The organism is Leptospira perdikensis, from assembly GCF_004769575.1.
Lineage (GTDB): Bacteria > Spirochaetota > Leptospiria > Leptospirales > Leptospiraceae > Leptospira_A > Leptospira_A perdikensis.
The window spans coordinates 126,852-151,960 of the sequence record NZ_RQGA01000017.1; the positions used below are offsets into that span (position 1 = coordinate 126,852).

The 25,109-nt window shown below is 38.2% G+C and carries 22 protein-coding genes and 1 riboswitch; of the genes, 7 read left to right on the forward strand and 15 right to left on the reverse strand.

Annotation, left to right across the window (positions count from 1 at the left end):
- Positions 1-14 precede the first annotated feature (14 nt).
- Positions 15-1,256 (forward strand): NADH:flavin oxidoreductase/NADH oxidase family protein, encoded by a 1,242-nt coding sequence (locus EHQ49_RS17315; protein WP_135581026.1) that lies wholly within the window; start codon positions 15-17, stop codon positions 1,254-1,256.
- A 25-nt stretch (positions 1,257-1,281) separates the two neighbouring features.
- Here EHQ49_RS17315 and EHQ49_RS17320 read toward each other — a convergent pair whose 3' ends face one another.
- From EHQ49_RS17320 to EHQ49_RS17345, 6 genes are all read right to left on the reverse strand, one after another.
- Complete coding sequence (locus EHQ49_RS17320; protein ID WP_135581028.1) at positions 1,282-1,821, reverse strand: DUF6428 family protein; 540 nt, start codon at positions 1,819-1,821, stop codon at positions 1,282-1,284.
- Between the two features lie 13 nt (positions 1,822-1,834).
- Entirely contained in the window at positions 1,835-2,257 is a 423-nt protein-coding gene (locus EHQ49_RS17325; protein WP_135581030.1) for an arsenate reductase ArsC, read from the reverse strand.
- Entirely contained in the window at positions 2,250-2,597 is a 348-nt protein-coding gene (locus EHQ49_RS17330; protein ID WP_135581032.1) for an ArsR/SmtB family transcription factor, read from the reverse strand. Before EHQ49_RS17330 ends, EHQ49_RS17325 begins: the two co-directional genes overlap by 8 nt.
- Before the next feature lie 158 nt (positions 2,598-2,755).
- The gene (locus EHQ49_RS17335; protein ID WP_135581034.1) at positions 2,756-3,565 is read right to left on the reverse strand and encodes a hypothetical protein; all 810 of its coding nucleotides are present in this window, start codon (positions 3,563-3,565) and stop codon (positions 2,756-2,758) included.
- Positions 3,566-3,594: 29 nt separating this feature from the next.
- Positions 3,595-4,557 (reverse strand): NAD-dependent epimerase/dehydratase family protein, encoded by a 963-nt coding sequence (locus EHQ49_RS17340; protein WP_135581036.1) that lies wholly within the window; start codon positions 4,555-4,557, stop codon positions 3,595-3,597.
- On the reverse strand, positions 4,554-5,732 hold the full coding sequence (locus EHQ49_RS17345; protein WP_135581097.1) for a DUF445 domain-containing protein: 1,179 nt from the start codon (positions 5,730-5,732) through the stop codon (positions 4,554-4,556). The genes EHQ49_RS17340 and EHQ49_RS17345 overlap by 4 nt, the downstream gene beginning before the upstream one ends.
- Before the next feature lie 284 nt (positions 5,733-6,016).
- Here EHQ49_RS17345 and EHQ49_RS17350 point away from each other — a divergent pair, with 284 nt between their 5' ends.
- On the forward strand, positions 6,017-9,748 hold the full coding sequence (locus EHQ49_RS17350; RefSeq protein WP_135581038.1) for a Cna protein B-type domain protein: 3,732 nt from the start codon (positions 6,017-6,019) through the stop codon (positions 9,746-9,748).
- Between the two features lie 140 nt (positions 9,749-9,888).
- On the opposite strand, the gene EHQ49_RS17355 is transcribed toward EHQ49_RS17350, so the two are convergent.
- Both EHQ49_RS17355 and EHQ49_RS17360 read right to left on the reverse strand, forming a co-directional pair.
- Positions 9,889-10,671, reverse strand: coding sequence for an ABC transporter ATP-binding protein (locus EHQ49_RS17355; protein WP_135581040.1), 783 nt, complete (start codon positions 10,669-10,671; stop codon positions 9,889-9,891).
- Positions 10,664-12,136 carry an HDOD domain-containing protein gene (locus EHQ49_RS17360; protein ID WP_135581042.1) on the reverse strand — a complete coding sequence of 491 codons (1,473 nt, stop codon included), beginning with the start codon at positions 12,134-12,136 and terminating at the stop codon, positions 10,664-10,666. Before EHQ49_RS17360 ends, EHQ49_RS17355 begins: the two co-directional genes overlap by 8 nt.
- 101 nt (positions 12,137-12,237) lie before the next feature.
- On the opposite strand from EHQ49_RS17360, the gene EHQ49_RS17365 reads away from it, so the two are divergent.
- On the forward strand, positions 12,238-12,450 hold the full coding sequence (locus EHQ49_RS17365; RefSeq protein WP_244241537.1) for a hypothetical protein: 213 nt from the start codon (positions 12,238-12,240) through the stop codon (positions 12,448-12,450).
- Here the strand turns inward: EHQ49_RS17365 and EHQ49_RS17370 are convergent.
- Both EHQ49_RS17370 and EHQ49_RS18755 read right to left on the reverse strand, forming a co-directional pair.
- Positions 12,447-13,721, reverse strand: a complete 1,275-nt coding sequence (locus EHQ49_RS17370; RefSeq protein ID WP_135581044.1) for a 6-hydroxymethylpterin diphosphokinase MptE-like protein — start codon at positions 13,719-13,721, stop codon at positions 12,447-12,449. The two genes, EHQ49_RS17365 and EHQ49_RS17370, sit on opposite strands and share 4 nt — an antisense overlap.
- 156 nt (positions 13,722-13,877) lie before the next feature.
- Positions 13,878-14,348: a DNA primase gene (locus EHQ49_RS18755; RefSeq protein WP_167483024.1), complete on the reverse strand. Its 471-nt coding sequence runs from the start codon at positions 14,346-14,348 to the stop codon at positions 13,878-13,880.
- A 148-nt stretch (positions 14,349-14,496) separates the two neighbouring features.
- Between EHQ49_RS18755 and EHQ49_RS17385 the strand changes: the two genes are divergently transcribed.
- Genes EHQ49_RS17385 through secA form a run of 3 tightly spaced genes read left to right on the forward strand, consistent with a single transcriptional unit; the run spans position 14,497 to position 18,531 of the window.
- Positions 14,497-15,078, forward strand: a complete 582-nt coding sequence (locus EHQ49_RS17385) for a hypothetical protein (RefSeq protein ID WP_135581046.1) — start codon at positions 14,497-14,499, stop codon at positions 15,076-15,078.
- Positions 15,075-15,764 (forward strand): type 1 glutamine amidotransferase, encoded by a 690-nt coding sequence (locus EHQ49_RS17390; protein ID WP_135581048.1) that lies wholly within the window; start codon positions 15,075-15,077, stop codon positions 15,762-15,764. Before EHQ49_RS17385 ends, EHQ49_RS17390 begins: the two co-directional genes overlap by 4 nt.
- 10 nt (positions 15,765-15,774) lie before the next feature.
- Complete coding sequence (secA, locus tag EHQ49_RS17395) at positions 15,775-18,531, forward strand: preprotein translocase subunit SecA (protein WP_135581050.1); 2,757 nt, start codon at positions 15,775-15,777, stop codon at positions 18,529-18,531.
- 170 nt (positions 18,532-18,701) lie between these two features.
- Here secA and EHQ49_RS17400 read toward each other — a convergent pair whose 3' ends face one another.
- The 4 genes from EHQ49_RS17400 to EHQ49_RS17415 all read right to left on the reverse strand — a co-directional run bounded on the left by EHQ49_RS17400 (position 18,702) and on the right by EHQ49_RS17415 (position 23,790).
- Positions 18,702-19,559 carry an LIC_13355 family lipoprotein gene (locus tag EHQ49_RS17400; protein ID WP_135581052.1) on the reverse strand — a complete coding sequence of 286 codons (858 nt, stop codon included), beginning with the start codon at positions 19,557-19,559 and terminating at the stop codon, positions 18,702-18,704.
- Positions 19,560-19,612: 53 nt separating this feature from the next.
- Complete coding sequence (locus EHQ49_RS17405; protein WP_135581054.1) at positions 19,613-20,194, reverse strand: hypothetical protein; 582 nt, start codon at positions 20,192-20,194, stop codon at positions 19,613-19,615.
- 206 nt (positions 20,195-20,400) lie between these two features.
- Positions 20,401-20,553: riboswitch (cobalamin riboswitch) on the reverse strand.
- Between the two features lie 4 nt (positions 20,554-20,557).
- Positions 20,558-21,505 carry a cytochrome-c peroxidase gene (locus EHQ49_RS17410; protein WP_244241538.1) on the reverse strand — a complete coding sequence of 316 codons (948 nt, stop codon included), beginning with the start codon at positions 21,503-21,505 and terminating at the stop codon, positions 20,558-20,560.
- Between the two features lie 248 nt (positions 21,506-21,753).
- Positions 21,754-23,790, reverse strand: a complete 2,037-nt coding sequence (locus EHQ49_RS17415) for a methyl-accepting chemotaxis protein (RefSeq protein WP_135581058.1) — start codon at positions 23,788-23,790, stop codon at positions 21,754-21,756.
- 209 nt (positions 23,791-23,999) lie between these two features.
- On the opposite strand from EHQ49_RS17415, the gene EHQ49_RS17420 reads away from it, so the two are divergent.
- Positions 24,000-24,350 (forward strand): hypothetical protein, encoded by a 351-nt coding sequence (locus EHQ49_RS17420; protein ID WP_244241539.1) that lies wholly within the window; start codon positions 24,000-24,002, stop codon positions 24,348-24,350.
- 286 nt (positions 24,351-24,636) lie between these two features.
- Here EHQ49_RS17420 and EHQ49_RS17425 read toward each other — a convergent pair whose 3' ends face one another.
- Complete coding sequence (locus EHQ49_RS17425) at positions 24,637-25,101, reverse strand: hypothetical protein (RefSeq protein ID WP_135581101.1); 465 nt, start codon at positions 25,099-25,101, stop codon at positions 24,637-24,639.
- Between the last annotated feature and the right edge of the window lie 8 nt (positions 25,102-25,109).

A 25,109-nucleotide genomic window follows, 5' to 3' on the forward strand; every position in this document is an offset into this window, starting at 1 on the left:
TCTAAACAATACAAATGGCCAACACATCCCCTCTATTTTCATCCTTTGTTCTACCAAATGGAGTGACTCTTCCCAATCGATTGATCAAAGCAGCGATGGAAGAAAACCTTTCCAATGCTAATTTAGAACCAGACAAAGCTCTTTGGAATTTATACGAATCCTGGGCCCGAGGTGGAGTTGGGGCAATGATTACTGGTAACGTAATGATTGATCACAGAGCCATGACAGGACCGGGAGGTGTTGTTCTTGAGGCAGGATCGTCACTTGATGCCTTTAAAACTTGGTCATCTCGAGCAAAAGTCGCAGGAGGGAAGATCATTATGCAGATCAATCACCCAGGTCGACAAGTTTTGGCAAAGTTAGGTGGTGAGGTTTGGGCTCCATCGGCGGTTCCAGTAGATATTGGAAATTTATCTAAACTACTGGGCCAACCAAAAGCTATGGCCGAACCAGAGATTTTAGAAACCATTCAACGATTTGCAAAAACTTCACAGTTGGCTGAAGAATCAGGATTTGATGGTGTAGAAATTCATGCGGCCCACGGTTATCTGATCAGTCAGTTTTTATCTCCGTTAGTCAACAGAAGAGAGGACATTTGGGGAGGAAGTCTAGAAAACCGATCTAGATTTTTAATGGAAGTGATCCGTGTAGTTCGGAAATCCGTAAAACCAAGTTTTATAGTCGCGGTGAAATTGAACTCTGCTGATTTTCAAAAAGGTGGTTTTCAGTTTGAGGATGCAAAAGAAGTTATTTCCAAAATACAAAAGTTAGGTGTTGATTTTATCGAATTGTCAGGTGGTAATTATGAAGCCCCTGCTATGCAAGGTGAGTCTCGGGATGGATCTACACTTTCTCGGGAAGCATATTTTTTGGAGTTTGCAAGTGAGGTTGCAAAAACAGCAACTGTTCCCATTTTGGTTACAGGTGGAATTCGACGAAAACCAATTGCAGAATCAGTTTTAGAATCGGGAGTTCCTCTTGTTGGTATTGCTACTGCTCTTGCCCTCAATCCCAATCTTCCCAATGATTGGAAAGAGGAGAAACAAGAAATCCCAGTTTTGCCAGAACCAAACTGGAAATCGAAAACCTTAAAAGGTTTGGCCAATATGGCTATGGTTCGTTACCAATTGAATCGTTTGTCGCAAAATAAACGTCCTACAGTAAAGGTATCACCTATTTTGCGACTCTTATTGGATCAAATTCGTTTGTCAAGATTGACCAAACGATACCAAAGTTGGATGAGAAAAAATTCTTAATGACGATTGAGTCGAATTTTATCATCTAACAGCAACTTGCTGGTTCAATTACGTTTTCTGTAGTTTCTTTCGGTGTACAACAAGAAGTATTTGTTTTCTCTAATTTTGGAAAAGTAACGATATCTTTTGGTAATCCGCAACTAATGTTAGCTTTGCATTCTGTTTTTCCATCTTTTAGTTGGATGAGTAAGGATCGATCTTTTGGTTGCATCTCAGATACAAAATACTGTCGCATTGCCGTTTCTTCGTTACCAAATTCAATTCTTAATGTAGCATCTTCTGGAATCACCATTGAAGTTGTTACTTTTTTTAGAATGGAGCTTACTTTAGCAAGTGTCATCGAATCGGTATCTTTTTCTACTTTTGGTTCTAATACTTGTAAAATGATCTCCGTCCAAGAATCAGACTTTCCACCACAATCCACCGATTGGATGTTTGCCAGTTTGAATTCGGTAATATGGTAATTAGGAAATATAGTTTGGTTTTTTCCATATTCAAATTCTAAGTGAAGTTCTGGATATAAATCTAAATTAGTTTTAAAATCTTTCCATGTAAGCGTTTTCATTTTTTAGTTTCTCCTATAATTCTTCGTTCACAAAATTTTCGCAATAGTTCCGTATTTCTTCTCTAGTTGTTGCAAAACTTTCTTTAATTTCTTCTTCCGTTCCTATCTTTTTGGAAGGGTCTGAAAAGTTATGGTGGAAACGTTTTGCATTCGTAGGAAAATACGGGCAGTATTCTTTTGCGTGGTCGCAAACTGTGATCAGAAAATGAAATTCGATACCTTTGTATTCATTGATATGATTAGAGGTATGGCTTGAAATATCAATTCCTGCTTCTTTCATCGTCGCAATTGCTTTTGGATTCACTCCATGGGTTTCAATTCCGGCGCTATATACATTTGCTTTTTCTTTTGCATAATGTCGCATCCAACCTTCAGCGATTTGACTTCGACAGCTATTTCCAGTGCAGAGGATTAAAATATTTTTTACATCACTCACAACAGTTCTCCGACTTATTCTTTTTGAATGTTTTGATGAATTCGATATATTCCGAAAATTCATCAAAAGCTTTAGATAAATTTTCCCAGTGAACGCAATAACAAGAGGAAGTTCCTTCCACTTCTCCTTTCACTAGCCCACCTTCTTTTAATTCTTTTAAATGTTGGGAAACGGTAGATTGAGCCAGAGGTAATATTTCGACAATCTCTCCACAAACACATGTTTGGCGATTGGCTAAAACTTCTAAAATGGCAAGCCTTGCTGGATGAGAAAGTAGTTTGGTAAAGCCGGCAATTCTTTGTATTTTTTCCGGGAATTCTGTTTTTTTGTTTTGGGCCATAGTATATCGTAAATATACGATTTACTGAGTCCTTAATTTTCGTCAACCAAAATGAAAGAAATTTCAGGGAGGTAGGGCTTGGAGAAATTCCCCGGATTTCCAGGGAAGTTTGCTTGGTCTAACGGTAAGATTGGTATTAATGAAGGTTGAATGAAAAACTACAATCCAGAACTATCAGGAATCACCACAGGTTCATCTGAGGTAGGAGTGTCAGGTTTGACATCTGCTGGAGTATAACCATTGTCAGTTTGTGGTTTTGGGCGATTGTCCCATTCCCCTGGATTTGGTTTTTTGTTTCCTTCTACAGAAAACAACCATCCATCTTCTTGTTTATTAGTGGCGCCTTGTTCATGAGGATAGGAATCGATTGGTCTTATGGTAATAGATATGTATTGGATGATCCGTTCATCTTTGACTGGATCTAAATACGCCAAACTATCATTACGCCATCTATTTTTAGTGCGAGTTTCTCTTCGAAAACTTTTCATCACCAGGTCCAGGTCTTTGGAATACTTTGCAAAATAGGCCCTAGGTGTTTTGGCTTGAATTACATAATACAATCCACCCTTTCTATGAAACAAAAATCGATTGGAAACCAATTGTTTGTGTTCTGTATAATGTAACACAACAAAGACGGATTCATCAAATCCTGCCACTTCGTTCTCTAACATTTTTTCTCGAACCAATTTTAGATCTGGGTATTTTGTGAGAAAGGTGTCCACGGTTTCTTCTATAAACCGGTCGATGTCGTATTCTTTGGTACGGCGAGCGACATCAATTTGTAAGATGGCCTCTCTGTTTGTTTTCGAAAACTGGATCCGAACGGTATCCGGGTGGCGTAAAACTGACTTTGCCCAACCTCTTGGAAATTCAAATGCGAAACTTAAGGAATCTTCAATCCAAGTTGCTGCATCTAAATGAGAAAGAGTAAGACATAATAAAATAAGTAGACAAAGTCGCTTTTTCATACTTAGAATATCGGCCCCGAGTACCTTGATTATTGATAGTCGACGAGTCCTTTTCGTAAATCTCGTTCTGGAAAAATTCCTAAATTTTCAAAGGATTGGGAATCATAAATGGCCACAGACTCTACCAAAGGTTGGAGGGGAGAGCCATGAAAGGGTTTTCTTCTTAAAAAGGACAGAGTGTGAAAGGCAAACTCAAGGATTTTTCCGGTGAACCCACCCACAGGGATGGGAAGGAGGAATCTTTTTGCGATTCCTAGTTCCTGAAAGGTGGCAACTACTTGGTTTACTGTCACAAATTCTGGATGGGAAAATACATAGACCGGTTTTGGAGATTTTCCATTTAATGTTTGTTTGGTCCAGGTAAGTAAGGCATTCGTGGCATCGGTTATATGAAGGAGCGATTTTTTGCGGTTGGAGGAAATATACGGGTATATCCTTCGTTTAGTGAGAGATCTTAATTTTGAGATAAAACTTTTTGTACCTTTGCCATAGATACTTGCCAATCGAAATACAGAATAAGTCCTACCAGATTCTAATACGTAGTTTTCTGCCAAGGTTTTGGTTCTTGCATAAATGGTTTTTCCCAATCGTTCACTGTTTATATTTAAATCGATTTCTTTGGATCCATAAACAGAAACAGAACTGACAAACCCAAAATAAGGAATATTTTTTGATTTTGCAAATTCGACAAGTAACTTTGTGGAATTAACATTAATTTGGTGGTACATTTCTTCCGTAACTTTCACTCCAGAAACTACGGCTGCTAAATGAAGAATTAAATCAATGGATTCGGGAATCAGAAACTCTTCAGCTTTGTTTATAGTCGCAAGATCCCTTTCATAGAACTTAAAATTTTTATGGAAACGAAGGGAGTCTGGAAAACTAACATAGTTTTTACCGATAGCTATGATTTTATAGTCTTCTATCAAACCATACAGAAGTTCTTTTCCGAGAACTCCACTGCCTCCAGTGATGAGTATTGTTTTTGTCATACGAGAAATACCATTTGAAACCATCCGACTACAGCACCAAGTACTGCACCCACTAAAATTAATAACAATTCATCTTCTTGGAACGCAGACCGCAATATAGACTCAAATTCTTTTGGAGCAAGAGCCGACATTCGATCTCCCATCATCATTTCAATCTCTAAAGCCTCACCTAAATATTCTTCTAAGTGAAACGATTTTTCTACAGCGTTATCGGCCATAGCAACAGCTATCCTTTCCTTTGCCGCATCAAACTCATCTATTTTCCCAGCAGCATAAAGTGCTGGTTTTGCAAGAAAAGTAATTGTATCTACATGTTGGATCACTTCTTTTCGAATGATATCGAGGATATCTTTGGAAGCCTTTCCGAAAATTAGTTCAGAGAGAATGTTTTTTGGAGTCAAAATTTTTTCACTCACTAACTTTGCATAAAGTCTGGAGACCTCTGTTTGTCTTTTTAAAAACAAACCTTGGTAAGTAAAGAGTCCTAAAAACTTTTTGGGAAGTAGGGGACGAAAGATCATTTCTAAAGCGAGGTAGTTCGTAAGATACCCTACGATCACTCCTTGAATGGGAAGGGTCCAAGGTATGGGAAAATAAATCATAAAAATCATTTGGACAAGACCCAAAAGAAATCCAAAATAAAATCCAGATCGTTCAATGAATCGAAACTCGGGAGCTCCCACCTCTTGGAAAAGTTCGACTACAAGACTTACATTATTACCTGATAATTTTTTTAAAACCAAAGCCTTTACATCGAACAGAGTATCGATATCTTTCTGAAGTTTTCGAATCACCTTCCTGATGGTAACCCCACTTTCTCGTCTGACTTTATGGTATATTTCTTCTCGAACCACTTCAGGGATCATATCCCAAAGTTTCGGATCCAAACTATCTGAGAATTCTTTCATCGTATAGCGGATGCTAGGTTCTAGTGCAGGTAAAAATAATAATTCTGCTTTTTTGGGATCTACTTTTAAAAAGACTTCTTTGATATTGAGAAGGCGCTCCGTGATCACATCTACGGACTTACTTGCCATTTTATGCGCTTTTCTCGGAATGATCCCTTGCCAGCCCAAATAGGGCGGAATTCCCAGAAATTGGATGGGGTAGAAGGTCATCTTGAGTGCCAACCAGTTGGTCACCCAACCCACAAATCCGTAAGTAAACGGAATCATCAGGAGTTTCCATTGTTCTGGTGTGATCCAATTCTCCCACATATTCCGCTATGAGTAGGCTAAAAAACTAGGGACAAGGGCAATCGAAATTCCTACCTTCGGTGATTTTTCCCTCAATTGGGTTACTTTTCTATTTTTTTTGCCGATACCCCTAAAAAAGGTTTGATTTGTGTACGGAAACAGACTACAAATGGTACACTTCGGTGGTTCTTAGGTATTTCCCGAAGTGTATTGGAAAATCTGTGGTTTTGCCACAAAGCGAATTTTGATTAGAGGGTAAGTCTATGCGCGTTCGAGGAATTTTAACAATTCTCGTTCTCATATCTTTGGCAGTGGTGGGTTGTTCCCGCAAAAAGAAATCAATGCCGTTTTGGTTCTTATTAGGAACCGGTGGTGCTGTATCAGATGCAAGAGATGGAAGTGTGACTCCTCCAGACTCCAATGGAGTCCCTCTCCCACCTCCAGGTGATTCCGTCGGTGTTACCGATCCGGATGAGGTGCCTGGTAACAATTCCGAACAAGAAGTTCCTAATCATGGATCGGCTCGTGTGATTGGAACCATTGTTCCCGTAGTTGCAGGTGTTCCTGCCAATGTAGTTTGTGGAAACCCTGGTGCTCCCCAAGCTCCTGGATGTATCGACCTTACTTTAATCTCTGTTAGAATAGAAGTTGCTAATGGTGAAAACAACACTCTCGTTGCTTCAACCAATGCAGAATCCAATGGAAAATTTCAATTTGATTTAACTGATCTTCCCAATAATAACTATCGTGTATTGATTAATACAGGATATGGACTCAACTATACTTACCAAGACTTCTCTTTTGTTTTTGATCCCACTCAAAATCCTTATACTCTCGTAAATGTGGGAAATCTTCTCGCGGAACGTTTGTATTACGGGCAAGGACCTGCACAATTTACCGGTGTAGTGACAAGTCCTGGGTTTTCTGGCGGTGGAGTCACTGTACCTGCGGGCCCTATTGCTGGGATCACAGTTTCTATTCTTGATGCCAATGGTAATACCGTTGGAACTGGTGTGACAAATGCCAATGGAACTTACGTTATTTCTATCAATCCACTTCCTAACGGAAATTACACGGTTGTGTATTCTGGTGATACCGTAGAAGTATCTGGACAACCTTTTGCAAATATAACAGAATTCATTCATTATACATTCCCTGGAACCAATCCAAATACTGTCGCTCAAGTGGACTTAGGAGAAACAAGCCTGCCTTGGATGGCTGCAACAGAAAGTGACCTCCATTTAACGGGAAATATTCTGAACGGAGCCCTTCCTTCTGACTCTACTACTGTGTTCACAATCAAATTAAAGAATGAACAAGGTGCGATTTTACAAACAGTGCAAATCACTGGAAATGGAAGTTTTACCATTGAAGGCAGTTATTTGACCAATGGTGTTTATTACATAGAAGTATCAAACCCTGTATTTTACACAGTGTCTCAGTCCTTTTTGTTTACTGCTTCTCCTACTGGAGGAACCAAAAATGTAGCCCTTACGGATCCCATCTACATCGTTGCAAAACCTTCCCTTGTGACTGGATTTGTAAAAGATTCCAATGGTGACCATGTTGCTGGAACTGTGATCAACGTGAGACCATCGGCAAACCAAGCGCCGTCTCGCCTGTTGTATTTGAAAGATGATCCTAAACTTGGGAATGCGGTCAAACTTTGGATTGTGGAAGCACTGAGTGCTGTCTCGGGAACCAATTGTTCCCTAAATCCAACAGGTTCTATTTGTTCCTGCGCAGTGAATCCAACTGCTTCTTGTTTGGCGGCCGTACAAGGTTCTGGCCCATGGGGATACCAAACTTATGGAAACAAACTCTATGAAGTCAATCCAACGACCAAAGAAGTATCTTTCCTTGGAGCGAGTGGGCTTTGGTCTTATTACATTTCTGCTCCTGGGTTTGAAAACTACTGTGGATCTAACCCTGCACCTTGTTCTTCCAATCCACTCCAAGTGAGTTTGAATGGAAACAATTACAATGCGGGAACCATTTCTATGACCTCCATTGCAACTCGTTCCCAAATCCTTGGAACAATTTCTGTTCGTGATACGGCTCCTTCTGCTAACTCTGTTCATACCAGCCAATCGGGACTTTTTGTGGTTTTGCTTGGAAACACTGCTGCAGATGGATCCAGCCTCGCTCACATTACAACTACTTCAGCAGGACAATTTAGTTTTGGTGGTAGTTCCTATGTGGTGACTTTGCCAACCATCCTTCCTGTTCCTTTTACGAATGATGAAGCCGGTCGCGTTGGTTATGCTTTATACCAATTGGGAACAGGATCTGCCGCGACTCTCGCGCAATCACCTAACATTGCTAGAGTTAATGACAGCAATGCATCTATTGATGTGATTAATGGTAATGAATACAACTTCCGTCAAAGTTCTTACCAACTCATCGTTGTGGATCGAGTGGCTCCGTCCTACCAATTGAGTTACTTATCTTCTACAAGTTTGCGAGTAGACACATCTACTGTTGCATCAAACCAATATGCTTCGTCTCCTGTTGTATTCAATCTGAACGGAACCGTGATGCATAGTCCAAGAGCCACTGTCACTGGTGTGGTGACAGATGCTGTATCCACTCAAAATGTAAGCGGTGCTACCGTGACTCTCGGTCGTTTGGTCGGTGGTAATTTTACCGCTGATGTTCATAGAGACTGTTCTGGTGGATTTGATTCTCCGAATTGTTCGGTTTCTGCTACAAGAACTTCAGGTTCCGACCAAATTGTTGGATCCGTATCTTCGCAATCAAACGGTAGTTATAGTTTCCCATTCCTTTCACCAGGTTCTTACCAACTCCGTGTGGAAAAAAATGGAATCACCACTTACTTCCCGGTAGAAGTGGGAACTGGTGGAGGAACAGTCGTTGTGAACACTCCTATCATTACCAATGATGGACGTGGTCACTTATCGGGATCTGTTCGAACTCCAGGTGGATTTTCTTTCCTTGGAACGTATTCTTTGGAGATTGTTGATCCGAATGGAGGGACTTTACGTCCATCAGCAGGTGTGCAACCTTCTTCCATTGCAACCGGCTCAACGATTTTCTCCAATGCTAGTCAATACACAATTTTTAACATCAACGCAGGTCGTTGGAAAGTTCGATTTGTCTCGGCAGGTTATGCATCCGTAGAAGGAATTGTGGACATCCAAGCAGATGTTACCACTAACTTTGATATCATTACCTTTGTTCCAGGAAGCCAAACCAGCGGTTCGATTTCAGGACGTGCTCTATCGGCGTTGTATAACACAGGAGTTTGTAACCTAACAGCTCGCATTCGACCTGGTGTGAATGTAAAATCGGGAGCTTATGCCATCGATGCAAATGGAGTTACGATTGGTTCTGTTAAAACTTCCACTGATGGATCTTATGTGATTCCTTCTGTGCCACCAGGTAACTATACTTTAGAAGTTTCTGGTTCTGGAAAACGAGGGGATTGTACTTCGGTTTCGGAAAACTATTCCACTACTTACAGAACAGTAGTTTCTGCAGGTTCGGAAACACCGGCAAACCAAAACATACTTGTGACTCCAATCCTTCCTGATAACGAAATGCGAGTGGTCCTTTCTTGGGGTGCGAAACCTCGTGACTTGGATTCGCACTTACAATACGGAAATTCAGCTAACAATCGCATCGTTTGGAATAACAAAACTCCTCTCGGTGCAGGTAACGGAAGTTTGGATTATGATATCACAACCGGATATGGGCCTGAGACGATCACACTCCAAGGATCAGTATGGAATCAACCAAATCGTTACTACAGTATCTACAATTGGTCGGGAGAAGCTCTTATGGGAATCTCTGGCGCCAATGTTCGGGTTTTTAAAGGAAGTGTGGGAGAAGTAAGAAACTATTCCATTGCACCAAACCATTCCAATCGTTGGTGGAAAATCTTCTGTATCGCACAAGACAAAACCATCTCCGATGTGGGAACTACAGGTTGTAGTGCTTCCAACTTTATTGAAAGATCCATGTATTCCAACTAGTTGGTAGTTCCCTACTACTAATCACGAATACGAATCGTTCTAAACTGTATACAATCTACGATACAGTTTAGAACATAGGACTCACAAAATCCATTTAAGAACTGATGGTTCTTCCCATCAAAGGCAGATTGGTTTAGGGATTAGGAAAGGATAGTAACGGAATACTGTCCTTTTTTTTCACTTACTAACAAATTCAAATCGTAAAGATCCGAAAGATTTTTATCTGTCAATACTTCTGACTTTTTCCCAAAACTAATCACCTTACCTTCTTTTAATAAAAGAATTTTAGAAAAATCTTCCGGGATTTCTTCGATCCTATGAGTGATGAGAATTCTTGTGAGTTTGGGATTGTTATCTTTTAATTGGGATAATGATTTTCCAAAATCGGTTCTAGCAGTGATGTCTAAAGTAGCAGTTGGTTCATCTAAAACTAAGATTTCTTTTCCTGTCCCAAAGGCTCGTAAAAGTAAAACCTTCATTTTTTCCCCAGACGAAAGTGTGGAATATGTTTGGTCTTTTTTGTGGATTAGGTTTATGGAACGTAACAGTGATTCTGCGGTTTTTTCTTGTACTTCTGTTGGGTCTTTATAAAGTCCCAGGGTTCCGATCACACCAGTGAGTACCATTTCAAATGTGGTGAGTCTTTGTAATAAGGTTTCTTGGTGGCCGGGTTGTACCATTCCAATTCGGTTTTGTAAGGGTGCCATTGGAGTTTCACCATAAGTTTCCCCAAATGCCGAAATGGAACCAGTGGTGGGCCATGAATAACCAAAGAGTAGATTGATGAGAGTTGTTTTTCCGGCTCCGTTTCTTCCAATGATGGCAAGAGAGTCACCTTGATTCAGTGAAAAATTAACATTGTCTAAAATTTTTTTATCTGTTCTAACAAAGGAAACAGATTCAAAACGGATCACTTCACTCATTCGATTTTTTAAATAATAGTTCGATTTTGTTCACTGCAGCAGAGAACACATCGATATTATCTAAATTAAATTTTGCGAGTAGGATTTTGTCAATCGCATAGAATCCCTTTTTTTGTTCATGATAATCGGCCATCATATTCGCCATATATATCACTTCCACAAGGTCACGTAATTCTTGAGGTGCTAAGAATGGTTTATGGTGGTATTCAATAGCCACACGTAAGTCTAAAGGAAATTCCCATTTTTCAGCAAGTAGGGCTCCAAGTTGCGGATGGCTGAGTCCAATTGCCATTTCTTCCAACAGGGTTGAGTTGCCCGAATCGACTCCTCTTTGGTAGGTTTCGATTTTTTTGAAAAAACCTCGATCCACAGATAGTAAAAGGAATTTTCCAATGTCGTGTAACAGGGCACTGACGGCGATGATATCGGCAATTTTATTGGTGTGATTGTTTTCTGTAGCCAGATAACGTGCGTAATAACTGCAACGGCTGGAATGATCCCAAACATCCATCATTTTGCCGTATTGGCCATCCATAATCTTACGAACACCAGATACATAGAGTAGATTTCTTAGATTTTTTAATCCTACAACTTTCACCGCCTGTAAGATGGAACTTACCTGGCTTCTGTTAGCAAAAAAAGCTGAATTGGAAAGTTTCAAAAGATCCGCAGAAAGAGCAGGGTTCTTTTCGATTTCTTGCGAAATCATATGTAAATCAGAATCAGGATTGTTACAAAGTTGGATGATTTTTGTAAGGGAATGAGGGAGTGGCGGAAGGCCATCAATTTCGTTTAGAAGTTTTGTTTTTAAGTCTGTTTGGATTTCTACAGGAGTAGTAACTTCTGGTACAGATAGTGTAGCGCGCGTTATCTTTTCATTTGTAAATATTTTGAATTTTTCAGATCCAATTCCAGAATTCTTTAAGAGGAGTTGAATGAGTACTAACCCTAAACCAGCAGATTCTGTACTGTCCGAAACATCCGTAAAAGCGTCTGATAGGTCATTGTAGTTCTTCGCAACTTCGATTCTTCGATTAATCCTTGCTAGTTCTTCTTTGGTAATGGGTGCGTTGTTTTCGACTGCAAAATGGATGGATTTTCCTTCGACTTTCATTAGGAGACTAATGTAGTAATTTCCACCGTCTAACCTCTCCAATTGTTCATTCCATTTCATGATGATATTTTCTTGGAATCGGGACATTCCCTTTGCATAATCACCAGCGTTTTGGATGTCTAAATTTTCACGGGTAAAATAATCGCGTTTTGCATTTGCCTTATTGGCATTCATCAGGAGTTCTTTTAGAACAGTGAAGATGACTTCGACTAAATAGAGTTTATCCATATACCCCATTACATGGACAAGTAATGCGTATATCTCCTGATTTTGTTCTTCTGTAACGAAGTAAAAGTTGATTCTGGATTCTTTTGCAGTCTCTAATTGAGAGATAATATCTTGAAAATTCACAAACGCTTTTTCCCGTAACACTCTTATATTTTAATTTCTTTTGGACGCAATAGATATTTTTTTCCCATCCAATTTCTATTTTGTCCCAGGGGACTTGTATAGTGATTACAACAGTGGAGGAAATCACTATGGATATGTTAGACCAAATGAATTTGCATTTACTCATGCAAGAGAGATTGGAAAGAATTTTAGAGGATATAGAAAAAAGACCTAAGGCAAAATCCAAAAAAACAAAAGGTTTTGATCGAATTCCCGCAAACAAAGAAAAAGCAGAATGGAACCTACAAGAAATACCGGTCCTATTCGGTGCTTAACTTAGTGAAAACCGCAACCAAGTGTTGAGAGTTTTCCTATGGATGATGCCGGAATGGTCTTGGTCGGCCCACTTTGCCAATTCCGCTAATGATGGGGGAAAACCCTGAAATGTTTCTAGGGAATGTTCCTGATCTTTTTTTGATCGGAAACTGATTTCCTTTGTTTCTGAAAGAAATTGAATGCCAGAAAGTGATCCATTGGGATTCATTTGTTCCCAGGCTTTTTGATTTTTGCCTTTTCTCTCACCAGAATACAAACGTTTGGTGATCAATTCTAAACTTCTAAATCTATTTGTTTCTGGTAAATAATATCTTTCGTATCCAGTTCCTTTACAATGGGACTTTCCACGTTCTGCTAAGTAACTAACACCGCTTATAAAAAATTCCCTGTTTTCTATCGATTCCGTAATGGAAGATACCATCCCGAGTAAATTCAAACTGGGATTGGAATAATGGGGCCATGTTTTTCCCAGACTTTCTGAAAATAAATGTTCTATAATTTGGTCCAGAGGATGGCCCGTATTGACTAAAATTTTAGGATTGGTTAGCTCAAAAATATATGCTGCACCGCCTAACCAAGTAATGATGGGTATATGTTTCGGAAGGTCTAATAAAAAATGATAGGTTGTCCCTCGACCAGAATCAAAGGAAACAATATAATCAGGAATCACCCCGTTTGGTAAGAGGTATCCGAGCGCTGTGTCACTGGCAAAAATCAGAAAGTGGTCTCTTTCTTTTTGGATTCTCGGAAGGTCCAATTCTAAACCAGGACTTGCACCCACAAACAAAACAGACGTTTTTTTTCCGGCAAAGGATTGGAACCATTGGAAACTCGTTTTGTTGGAAAAAAGACCGATCCTATTTTTTAAATAATTATGTGTCCATAACTTACTGAAATGTTGGATTGTGTTTTGATTGATTTCGTTTATGGATAGTTCTTTCTGAAAGTTTGTTTGGCAGTTTTTCGTGAGGTCCGGAAACATTCTTTCATAACTAGGAGTGATGTACAAACTCCATTTTGATTGTGAGGATCTGGCATTATGTGGAAGGTTCTTGATTTTGTCTTTTAAATCTGACCAATTAGGACTTTTTCCTGTAATAAAAAACAAAACTAATCCTTTGGATTTTGCCTCATTTCTTAAGGTTTGAATTTCCGTTTGGAATTCCTCTAATTCATAAATTTCTTTGTGAGCTTCCCAGAAAACGATCGTTTGGTGTTCGTTTGGTGTTTCTAAATAAGTGCGAATAATGTGTAAAGCGCCAATTCCCAAAACGACAGGAATAGAATCAGTACGAAAGCCTGTTAGAAACCTCGAAGCCTCCTTTTCAGGGGAGACTCTTGAGTGTAGATAAGATTGGTCGGAATTTTGGAAGTTATAGAGAAGTTTGTTTTGGAAATGAGGGACTAGAGGAATGGGAGTAACCTCTTAGTCCTCTTCATCCTCATCTGAATCATCGTCATCATCAGAGTCGTCGTCGAAATCATCATCGTCTTCTTCGTCCTCGTCGTCGGAATCATCACCAAATTCGTCTTCGAAACCATCTTCAAGTTCTGGTTTACGAGCTTCTTCTTCTGGGATAAAATCTTCTTCGATATCTTCTTCCGCATGAGGTGCAAAAGAAGCACCTGCTGTGGAAGTAACTCCCGCAAGTTTGTCTTTTTCTGCTTGGAGAAGGGCTTTTTCTTCAGAGGAAAGATATTTCCACTGAACCATATCATTTGTAAGTGCGTATAATGCCTGAACTGTTAGTTTACGGTTCTTTAATTTTTTAGGGAGAGTGATCTTTTCGATTTTATCGATCGTGCTGAAACCGGCCACGCAAGTTTCGTATTTTTTTTCCCGGCAAAGTTCTATTAAGGATACGATATCGAAGTCTTCTTTATGCGATTGGCTCATGTTTTGTTGATTCCCCGGAGGCAGTGAGTGGAATGTTAGACCAGCCTGAGGGGTGGGGGTCAGATGTCAAGGGAAAGTTCGAAAACGGACTTTACAGGCCTTCTTGTAGTCCAAACCATGGGAATGGAACGTCCAACATACGGGCTATATGAAAATTTCCCTCATCTCAATCGTTAGTTTATGTCTCATTAGTTGTGCCCCAGCAAAATCCTCCTATTTTGGAGAGGAGTCTTGGGTCGGGCTTACCGAAAGTGGTGCCGAAATTTCTTTTTCCAAACTCGAAAAGGAAGAAATCGCACTCAATGTTTACTCCCCAGATTGTGTTCCTTGTTGGAAAGAAATTCCTGCACTGAATCTCCTCCATGCAGAAATTCAAAGTCAGTTTCCTTCGAAAGCTTTATACATGGTTGTGGATCCTTACCAAATTGTACCTGATATTACCGACGATCGACCGTTTGGTGAAGTATACAAGTTGGCAAAGGAAAGAATGGATATTGAAGTCAAAAATAGAAATATTCAAGTTCCCATAGTATTTATGAAAAAACCTTTCCACGTTAAAGAAGGGGGGCTAATCACTGGAACACCGGAGACGATGTTGTTTGTGACTAAACCTATGCGATTGTATTATAATTTTTTAGGATCGATTTCGGAACAGGCATCAGCAGATGTCATTCGAAAAGATGCTAAGTTCAATTTCTTTCGATATCAATTTGGAATGGAATCATTATGAGAGCAGTATTCATAAGATTTATCGATTGTGAAGGTCCAGGGATTTTAGAACCCTTACTTCGCGAAGCAGGTTACAGGATTAGTTATCAAAATGCTTATGATAAACGGATCCATTTGATGCCTGAAATTCATTTGAATTTTGATTTGATAGTTATGTTAGGTGGTCCGCAGTCTGTTGCTGATCCTGCAGAACAAGAGTTTTTTAAACCGTATTATGATATTGTAAACAATGTTGTGGCACTACCAAACAAAAAACTCATCGGGATTTGTTTGGGTTCCCAAATCATTGCAAAGGCATTAGGTGCGAACGTTCGCCCTGGAACCAAAGGACCTGAAACGGGGTTTTCCGATTTGCAAGTTTTAAAACCAGAACATCCTATTTTTAAAGGAATAGAGAAAGAGTCGATCCTTGCTTTTCACCTTCATGAAGATATCTTTGATATCCCTGTAGGTGCAGAACATTTGCTCGCTAGTGAATATTATGCAAATCAGATGTTCGCATATAAAAACAAACTTTTTGCTTTTCAAACTCATTTAGAACCAACTTTAGAAATGTTAAATGTTTGGCAGTCGGTTCACAAAGAGTTTATCGCAAAAGGAACAGGTGATTTTTCTGAAATCGCAAGTAAACAGAAAGTAATGGCAGAAACTGCCAATACAATATTTCGAAATATTATAAATTTATAACGGACTCGGTATGTTTCAAAAAATATTAACAATTTTATTCGGCAGTAAATATGAAAGGGATTTAAAAAGATTAAATCCAATTGTAGAAGCTATTAATTCTTTTGAGTCCTCAATCAAAGCGATGGACGATGCAACCTTATCTGCACAAACTATAAAGTTTAAAGAAAGGTTGGCGGCTGGAGAAACTTTAGATGATGTTTTGCCGGAAGCGTTTGCTACGGTTCGTGAAGTGGCTTATCGAACTTTGGGTATGCGCCATTTTGATGTGCAGATGATGGGTGGTATTTCTTTACATTGGGGAAATATTTCTGAAATGAAAACTGGAGAAGGTAAAACATTAACTTCTACCTTGCCGATTTATTTAAATGCCCTTTCCGACGATGGGGTTCATGTTGTAACAGTAAACGATTATTTGGCGAAGCGAGATGCGAATTGGATGCGCCCAGTGTTTGAGTTCCTAAAGGTTACGGTAGGTGTGATTCAACATGATATGGATCACGAAGAAAGAAAAGAAGCTTATAATTCAGACATCACTTACGGAACTAACAACGAGTTTGGATTTGATTATTTGCGTGATAACATGGTGAGTTATAAAGAACATCGTGTACAAAGACAACATAACTTTGCAATTGTGGACGAGGTGGACTCGATTTTAGTAGATGAAGCAAGGACTCCTTTAATCATTTCCGGCCCTGCGGAAGAATCTACAGACAAATATCTCAAAGTGAATAAAATTATCCCGAAACTTATTGAAGGGGAAGACTATGAAATTGATGAAAAAGCAAAAAATGTAATTTTGTCTGAAGTAGGTGTCCATCATGTGGAAGAGTTATTGGGTGTTGAAAACTTGTATCAAGCTGAAAACATTGAACTTGTTCATCACGTACAACAAGCATTAAAGGCACATAAGATATTTTATAGAGATAAAGATTATGTAGTCCAAGACGGCGAAGTCATTATCGTTGATGAGTTCACCGGCCGTTTGATGAAGGGAAGGCGATATTCTGACGGATTACACCAGTCCTTAGAGGCAAAAGAAGGTGTGACTATTGCTCGCGAATCACAAACCTTAGCATCCATTACTTTTCAAAACTATTTCCGTATTTATAAAAAGTTAGCAGGTATGACGGGAACTGCGGATACTGAAGCGGAAGAATTCAAAAAAATCTATAATTTAGATGTCATTGTGATTCCTTCCAATTTAAAGATCCAACGTCAAGATAACCCTGACCGTGTCTATAAAACAGAACGTGAAAAGTTTGATGCCGTCGTTAAAGACATTCAAGAGAAGGTTTCCAGAAAACAACCAGTGTTAGTTGGGACGATTTCGATTGAAAAATCTGAAGTATTATCCAAACTCTTAACTTCACATGGAATTGCGCATAACGTTTTAAATGCAAAACAACATGAGAGAGAATCGGAAATTGTTGCTAATGCTGGTCGACCAGGAGCCATTACGATTGCTACCAACATGGCAGGTAGAGGAACAGATATTGTACTCGGTGGTGCACCTAAATATAAAGAAGATTTGGAAAAGTTGGATGAAGTTTCTGACTCCTTGGGTATCAAAGCCAAAGCGGAAATCGAAATCATTTATAGTTTCCGGGAACATTTAATCAAACAAAAGTTTGAAGAAGCCGAATCTAAAATAACCGAGATCCGTAACGAGAGCGTTAAAAAAGAATGTAATAAAATTCTAACCGAAGCAAAAAAATGGAAAGTGGATCATGACTTTGTGATAGGTGCCGGTGGTTTGCATATCATTGGTTCAGAAAGACATGAGTCTCGTCGCATTGATAACCAACTTAGGGGACGTTCTGGTCGACAAGGGGATCCGGGGTCTTCTCGGTTTTATCTATCGTTACAAGATGATCTAATGCGAATTTTTGGTTCAGATCGTATCGCTCGTATTATGGATACACTCAAGATGCCAGAAGGTCAAGAGTTGGAACATAGTATGGTATCCAATGCCATTGCCAGAGCTCAAAAACGTGTGGAAGGTCATAACTTTGATATCAGAAAACACTTGTTAGAGTATGATGATGTAATGAACCGTCAAAGGATTTACATCTATGGCATTCGTAATGAACTTTTAGATAAAGGAAACATGTCGCGAACCATCGTAGACTTTTTTGATGAAGTTGTTGAAAATCAAGTCATTGTTTATTGTGAAGGAAACAATGTGGATGCTTGGGAGATGGACTCGCTGAATGAGTGGCTACATAGTTTAGGTATCAACGAAAATATTGATGCAAAACAATTCAAAAAAGAATCGAATCCACAGCTTAAGATTTTTGAAATTGTATCAAAATTAGTCAAAGATTTGTATGAATTCAAAGTTTCTTCCATAGGAGAAGAGGTTTGGAGATCCATTGAAAGGAATGTGTTTTTAGATATTTTGGACCATCGTTGGAAAGAACATCTTTACGCAATGGATCATTTGAAAGAAGGAATTTGGACTGTTGGATATGGTGAAAAAAATCCTTTGATTGAATACAAATTACAAGGTTTTAAGATGTTCGATCAGTTGGTGGAAAGTCTTAAAAACGAAGTTGTTTCTTTCTTATTAAAAATTGAAGTCACCGATTCAGATCGCAATCAAGATGAATCTTCACCAAAAGAATACAAAAAAATTGGTGAGGAGCAGAGAGCGGAAGTGGATATGTTTGGGAATGAAATTAAATCCAACAAAACGAAACCTCAGGTATCTTCCACTACAAGTTCTGGTGGCGGATCAGAAAGAAAGTCTAGCCGCAGAAAGAAGTAATCAACTTACTTCTATTTAGGAAAAAATCCAACTCTTACTTGAGAATTTTCTCTCATTGAAGGGAGTTGGATTTTTTAAATTTTAGTCCTCATTTGAATCCGAATCAGGAAAAAAATATACATTCATTTTTAAGTTCGATTTTGTAGTTTCATTGATGGATTAGGATTCGTTCATTCAATAGACTTAGCAACCACACCGTCAATATCGGAGCCGTTATCGTATGAATGAGGGTAAACATATCCTGATCCTGTATTGGGGTTGGTAACTGCCGATGCAGAAATCATTTTTATAAATTTGAAACCATTTGTTTGAATATTAGAACGAGCAGTCGTATCGCAATTGGCACCAGGTCCTCCAACGATTAAATCATCAAGATTGAATCCATCACCGCCACCTAACAAAAATCCACTTCCTGTAGATGTAAACAATTCAGTTAAGGTAAATGGTTTAGTGGCCATATTATAAAGAACAGGCCGAAGACCACCAAATCCGGGCCAAGAAGAAATTTTATTACTATCGGCTACAGATGAATTAAAGCCACTTAGATCAAATCCACAATAGTTGGTTCCATCGTAGGAAACTTGAACTACCATTGGATCAAAGGCATATCGATCACTAGTTTCTGAAACTCTAAAAGGATTTTCATATACTATAAAATCAATTCCAGTAACGTTCTTTACTGTCTTTCCTGCCCAGGATAAAATAATGGTTGCTCCAGCTCCCGTTAAATTTAATGCATAAACATCCAAAGATCCTGAAAACTCTCCACCACCACAAATACCATTGATTGCTTTAGATGAGTTATTGAATCCACTCACGCTGGAATTAGCAGAGACAACTGTATTTGCAATAGGGATAGTAGTTGGTAAAGTTGTTGGTGGGCATGGACCCACAGAAGAAGAATTTGCAAGCGGTAGTGCTAGTAATGGTAATATGAGGTCATTAGTTTTTTCTTTCTCAGAACATTGCAAAAAAGTCAAAGTGATTAAGAACAAGAATAGTTTTGATTTTGTTAGGAACTGACCCATGAATTGTCTCCTATTTGCCTTTATCCAAGAGAATAAAGGCAAAAATTTTAATATTAAAAAGTTTTAGTTAAGAAATTAAATGCAAATGATCCATTGCAACCTGCAGCTTTGGGATTTGTTGTATAAACTGTTCCCGATGCTTTTCTTGAAGTTAGATCTGTCTTAGTTTCAGCTAATGTTGGTTTGCCGTTAAATACATCACAAATTAAAATTTCATTTTCAGCAGTAATCGTCCATATCAAGGCCGAAATGTTTGCACTGTTTTTTGGTTTGTAATAAAGCACCCGATCTGTATTGCTAAATTCAACAATTTCTGCATTTACTCGATAGGTTGATGTTCCTGCACCATTTACATAATCAACGTACAAATATCCTGTTGTGGTTCCGAAATTGGATTGGATAGAAACGGTGTTGGAGCCAGGAGTACTACATGTTCCAGCAGAACAGCTAGCTTGAAAGTATGTACCTTTAATTTCAATTTGACCTGCTTCTTTTGCAGATGCCTCTGCTGTTTTCAATAACCCTAATACTAAATTATTGTCAGCTTCCGATTTGTCTACTTTGCCATTATCTGCACATGCAGTGATAAAAAGTGTAGATAACATCACGAGTGTTAGTTTAAGTGAGGTTTTCATTTAGATTCTCCTAAATCTTGATTTGAATTTAGGGGAACACGGACAGGAAATAGGTTTATCCAAGTCAAAAGACGAGAAATCTTAAAATCTATAGATAGATATGTAAGTAGTGTTTTTTCCATACGGGTGCCCCAAGTTTACCTTCGGGGCCCCTTTACAAAATCTGTTGTTGGAACAGAAATGTGTAAGTGTGCAAAGTTCCCAATCCACGAGAAAAAATTGCGGGGAAGATCTGGCTTATCATCTAACATAGTTTATGCTATGTTGTATGCATCACAGTTGCGGGTCAGCACAGGACTTTCACCTGTTTCCTCCCTAAAGGTAATGTCACAGTCCCAACCTCGATATTTTTTGTCAATACATTTAGTTTGTCTTTGTTTTGTCGGATAAGGTTTTTAGAAATGAAACAAGTAAATCAATTTCTGAATCACTAATGGACCGGTTCAGATTGTAAAGATTCATACGACGAACTGCCTCTTTGATTGTAGAAACACTACCGTCGTGAAAATAAGGTGCTGTTAATGTTACGTTTCGTAGAGGCGGAACCTTAAAGAAAAAATGATCAGTAGCGTTTCCCGTGAATTCAGACCTTCCTAAATCATTTGTATTGTAAGAGTGAGTCGTATCTAATTTTGCAAACTGAGATCCACCTAAGAGATTTTGACTGTGACAATTTGTACAACCCACATCTAAAAATATTTTTAATCCACTTAATTCATCAGTTTTTAATGCGAGAACGTTCGATTCTAAAAATTCATCGAACCTGGATTTTGATACTAGGGATCTTTCAAATGCCACAAGTCCTAATCGGATTGCATGGATACTCGGAGTCGGAGATTCAGGGAAAGCATTGGCAAAAAACGAATTATAACTGGAGTCATTTTGGATTCGTGTTAATAATTCTGTTTCTGAAGATAAAGACATCTCTAGCGGATTTACAAAGGGATCAATGGCCTGTTCATACAATGTATTTCTTCGACCATCCCAAAAAATTATCGGTAAAAAACCAACGTTGAGAATTGTGGGAGTATTTCGTTTTCCGAGTTGTCCAAATGTTCCTCTTGAGGTGGATTGCCTGTCCATACCTGCAGCATTACCATCGATCGGATGACAAGTGAGGCAAGATTGTACGTGATTAGAAGACAGTTTGTTATCTCTAAAAAGTTTGTTTCCCAAGCTAATTAATGCTTGGTTATCTGATTCTGCTCCAGGAGCTGAATTTGGTAATATACCTATCTTTTCTTTAGCACTCCTTTGTAAATCGGTGATGTAAGAGTAATTTGAAATCAAAGATAAAGTAATCCAATTCATTATAGGTGAGTCATTTTCTTTTACAGTATCAGTGTAATTACAGCTAGCAATAGTTAATTGAATTATGGAAAAAATGATTATATTTAATTGGAATTTTGAAAAAAAACGAAAGAAAGATGAGAACATAGAAACCAAACAAGGAAAGGTCCCTTAATTCAGCAATCCTATTTTTAGATTTGGTTTTATGAATTTGTGGAAAATTTTATAATGTTTTGACTTGGAGTGTTTATCGCAAACGTCCCAATTCACTATTGAGTATGAAAAGAGTTGGTTACCATTGCAATGGTTCCTGCAATTTCTCCAATTTTTTGACTCACTTGGTTTAAATCTTCTGAATTGTTAGCAAGTTCTTGCGCATTTCCTGACAAGGTATTGATTGTGTTCACCATATCTTCAGAAGCTTTTTTCTGCTCTCGACTTGAAAATTCAATAGTTTCCGCCATTTCTTGTAAACCGTTTAGTTCGTTTGTAACATTGACCAAACTATTGGTTTGAGTTGTCATTTCTGCTTTTAAGTGGTCTACACCAACTTGCATTCTTTTCGATTGTTCAACAATTTCCCTGAGTGCATCTACAGTTTCATGGACATGGTTTGCTCCAATGTTCACCACAGAATTACTTTTATCAATGAGTCGTTTAATATTTTTAACAGAGGTTTGAGTTTTATCGGCTAGTTTGGATATTTCTTCGGCCACTACAGCAAAACCCATTCCTGCATCCCCTGCTCGAGCGGCTTCGATACTTGCATTTAATGCGAGTAAGTTGGTTCTTTCTGAAATTTCTGTAATTAAATCGACAATTCCTGTGATTTCTTTTGTTACGGAACGAATTTCAGACATAGCCTGATTTGTGTTTTGAACTGAAACGTTCCCAAGATTGGCTAAGTCGGTCGAAGTGACGGATTGGTCTGTTAATTGTGATAATGCTTTCTCAATATTAAAAATAGATGTTTCTATCGTTTTCATTTCTTCCGTAATTTTTATAATGTTTTTTGTTTCATTTGTAATGAATTGAAACATTATTTCGAAAGAAGTTGTAAGTTCCTCCAAAGATGCAGCTGATTCTTCCGAAATAGAGGCTAAAGAAGAAGCATTATCTGAAACAGAAATGGCATCTTGTTTTAACTTATAGGAAACTTTTTCAGAATCACTCACCGATATTTTTAATTGGTTCATGATGTGATTGAGGTTTTTTAAAAAAAGATTAATAGAATTTGTGATTTTCCCAATTTCATTGGAACCAAAGTTCGGAAGAGTTTTAGTGAGGTCCGCCTCTCCACTCGATAATTCATTTACTTTCGAAAGTACTGTTATCAAAGGTTTGTTGATACTTCGAAAGATGAAAACAACAAACAGAGTAGAAATCAGTAATGAACTAAAAACCAAACAAATATTTATGTTTCTTTGGAAAGATAAATATTGGATTCGATCGTTGACAAGTTTCTCAAGAATTGTAATAGAACGATCTTGAATATTACCAGCTAATTGATTCCCTTTTTCTAACAATAAAAAAAGTTCTCCTGAGGATTTTGGTTTGATTTGAGAATGGAGAAAAGTTTTTTTTAATTCCTCTAAATAAACTTCGCAGGATTTTTTTGACTCTTCTATTGCAATTTGTAATTCCTCCACATAAGGAGACTGGTCTTCAATCGATTTAGTATATGATTTTTGAATCTCGGTGCACGTAGATTCAATCGAGTTAATTGAAATTAATGCTCTCGTGTAACTAACGCTAGAATATTGTGTTGTTTTGTTATTTAAATACTCTTCACGGATTACTTCATTCAAAATACCTATATTTTTCAGGATTTCCGGGACTCTGAAGAAGATGATCTCCATCTGATAATAGGAATTCACTTCAGGATCCAAAATGAGATTAGAGAAGTCGCCAACCTTGAGTGCTAGTTCTTGTGTATCGTTTAAAAAATTTTTATAAGTAGATTGGTCAAAATTTGTAATCCGACTGTATTGGTTCCAGACTGTAATTTCTTTAGTATCTAACTGTAAAAGTTCTGTTTCTTGGATTTTGTTTTTTGCTAATTCAAGGAGAGGTAATAAGTCTTTTGTATTTTCTTCTCCAATTTTGAATCGTTTCAATCCTTCCCGGTAAGTGAGATAAATCGGTTTGATTGTTTGGATTCCTGATTGTTCTTTTTTTGCAAATTCAATCGTTCCATTTAGAGACTGTACTAAAATAAGCAGAATGATGAATAGCGATACAATGAGCGGTATTGGCAGAAGTAAGAGTCGACTTTGGATAGAAAACTTAGAGAGAAATTTTGACATATAAAATTGAATCCATATATAGATGTATGAAAAAAATCCGCTTACCTTCTAACGATTATTGATATTCAATAAATCAATCATTTAATTTTATAGAGGAAAGAATGGGAGGGTTTGTGAACAGATCCCTGATATTAATGTTAATGTTTGTCGCAGTTTCCTGCGCACGCACCTTGGAAGTAAAAAACCAAGAGAATCTTTTTGAAAACTGTATGAAGACCTTTCAAGATGAAATGAAATGTCGAGATTTTATGTCAAAGTCGGCAAAAGACATGCAATCTGAAGAGGAAAAACGTGAAGAGGCGTTAGCTCAGCTAACAGAGGAACAACTTGCTGGCATGAAACTTCGGCAAGAGATCAAAGATACATTACCTGGTAAAAATGGAAATTTTGTAAGAGGGTATATCGGTGATCCAGACGAAATCAAACGAGGAGGAGATAGAGAATACTGGGTGTACAAGAGACCTATCAGCAAATTTTCTGGAGACTCTCCTCCTGATAAAGAAATTACAGTAATCTTCCGAAGATACTTTGTTGAAAAAGTAGATTATAAAAAACCATAAATCTTTTGTCATCTTGAGGAAGTAAATCCTTCCTCAAGATTTTCCTTCCATTAAATGTCGTTCCGTTCAAATAAAAAACTAAACTGTTGTGGTTTGGTATTTCAACATAAATCCAGAACCAACAATCTCTTCTGTTAAATGACTCATCCTTTATAAGATAGATTCGATAAAATGAATTTTATGGTGAAAAAATGCGGTTAAAGGAATTTAAAAACGATAATATGAAGGGAAGGATTTAAAAAAGAAGAAGGTAGTCAGGAGAGAATGTCTCCTGACTTAAGGTTTCTTAGTATACCAAGTAACCGGTCAAGTCGACAGTTGCACCGGCAGTTGTTGTATACGCTTTGTTACATGCTGCAAAAGCACCTGCAAGGGCTTGTTGCGCAAGGCCATAAGTGAACTGAGGTAAATTACATGGTTGAATCGGATCACTTACTTTTGATAGAACGCAATCTTTAAGTGCAGTTAAATCATCAGTGGTTTTTCCTTCCAATTTGACGAGAGAGCATCCTGTTCCAGCGTTGAAGTATTCCTTGCCACCGACACAAGAGTTAGCTGCCGTATAAGCTGCTATACAAAGCCTCTGAACATCATTTACACCGGCAGAATTGTTCACCAGGTAAAGTAGAGCCGTAGGGTTATCTTCTTTTTTAGCACCGGATTCTGTGCAACCGACAATGCCGGTCAGCAAAAGAAGTGCCAAAGAGGTTCCTACTAAACCAGATTTAAAGGATTTCTTATTCATTTTCATCATTTTCT

Bases quoted from the DNA above. Each gene is read 5' to 3' on its own strand.
- EHQ49_RS17405 (WP_135581054.1), bottom strand. From the start codon at position 20,194: ATGAAAACCTCACTTAAACTAACACTCGTGATGTTATCTACACTTTTT.
- EHQ49_RS17355 (WP_135581040.1), bottom strand. From the start codon at position 10,671: ATGAGTGAAGTGATCCGTTTTGAATCTGTTTCCTTTGTTAGAACAGAT.
- EHQ49_RS18755 (WP_167483024.1), bottom strand. From the start codon at position 14,348: ATGAGCCAATCGCATAAAGAAGACTTCGATATCGTATCCTTAATAGAA.
- EHQ49_RS17415 (WP_135581058.1), bottom strand. From the start codon at position 23,790: ATGTCAAAATTTCTCTCTAAGTTTTCTATCCAAAGTCGACTCTTACTT.
- EHQ49_RS17385 (WP_135581046.1), top strand. From the start codon at position 14,497: ATGAAAATTTCCCTCATCTCAATCGTTAGTTTATGTCTCATTAGTTGT.
- EHQ49_RS17350 (WP_135581038.1), top strand. From the start codon at position 6,017: ATGCGCGTTCGAGGAATTTTAACAATTCTCGTTCTCATATCTTTGGCA.
- EHQ49_RS17330 (WP_135581032.1), bottom strand. From the start codon at position 2,597: ATGGCCCAAAACAAAAAAACAGAATTCCCGGAAAAAATACAAAGAATT.
- EHQ49_RS17425 (WP_135581101.1), bottom strand. From the start codon at position 25,101: ATGAAAATGAATAAGAAATCCTTTAAATCTGGTTTAGTAGGAACCTCT.
- EHQ49_RS17320 (WP_135581028.1), bottom strand. From the start codon at position 1,821: ATGAAAACGCTTACATGGAAAGATTTTAAAACTAATTTAGATTTATAT.
- EHQ49_RS17340 (WP_135581036.1), bottom strand. From the start codon at position 4,557: ATGACAAAAACAATACTCATCACTGGAGGCAGTGGAGTTCTCGGAAAA.
- EHQ49_RS17345 (WP_135581097.1), bottom strand. From the start codon at position 5,732: ATGATTCCGTTTACTTACGGATTTGTGGGTTGGGTGACCAACTGGTTG.
- secA (WP_135581050.1), top strand. From the start codon at position 15,775: ATGTTTCAAAAAATATTAACAATTTTATTCGGCAGTAAATATGAAAGG.
- EHQ49_RS17390 (WP_135581048.1), top strand. From the start codon at position 15,075: ATGAGAGCAGTATTCATAAGATTTATCGATTGTGAAGGTCCAGGGATT.
- EHQ49_RS17400 (WP_135581052.1), bottom strand. From the start codon at position 19,559: ATGGGTCAGTTCCTAACAAAATCAAAACTATTCTTGTTCTTAATCACT.
- EHQ49_RS17420 (WP_244241539.1), top strand. From the start codon at position 24,000: ATGAAGACCTTTCAAGATGAAATGAAATGTCGAGATTTTATGTCAAAG.
- EHQ49_RS17315 (WP_135581026.1), top strand. From the start codon at position 15: ATGGCCAACACATCCCCTCTATTTTCATCCTTTGTTCTACCAAATGGA.
- EHQ49_RS17335 (WP_135581034.1), bottom strand. From the start codon at position 3,565: ATGAAAAAGCGACTTTGTCTACTTATTTTATTATGTCTTACTCTTTCT.
- EHQ49_RS17410 (WP_244241538.1), bottom strand. From the start codon at position 21,505: ATGAATTGGATTACTTTATCTTTGATTTCAAATTACTCTTACATCACC.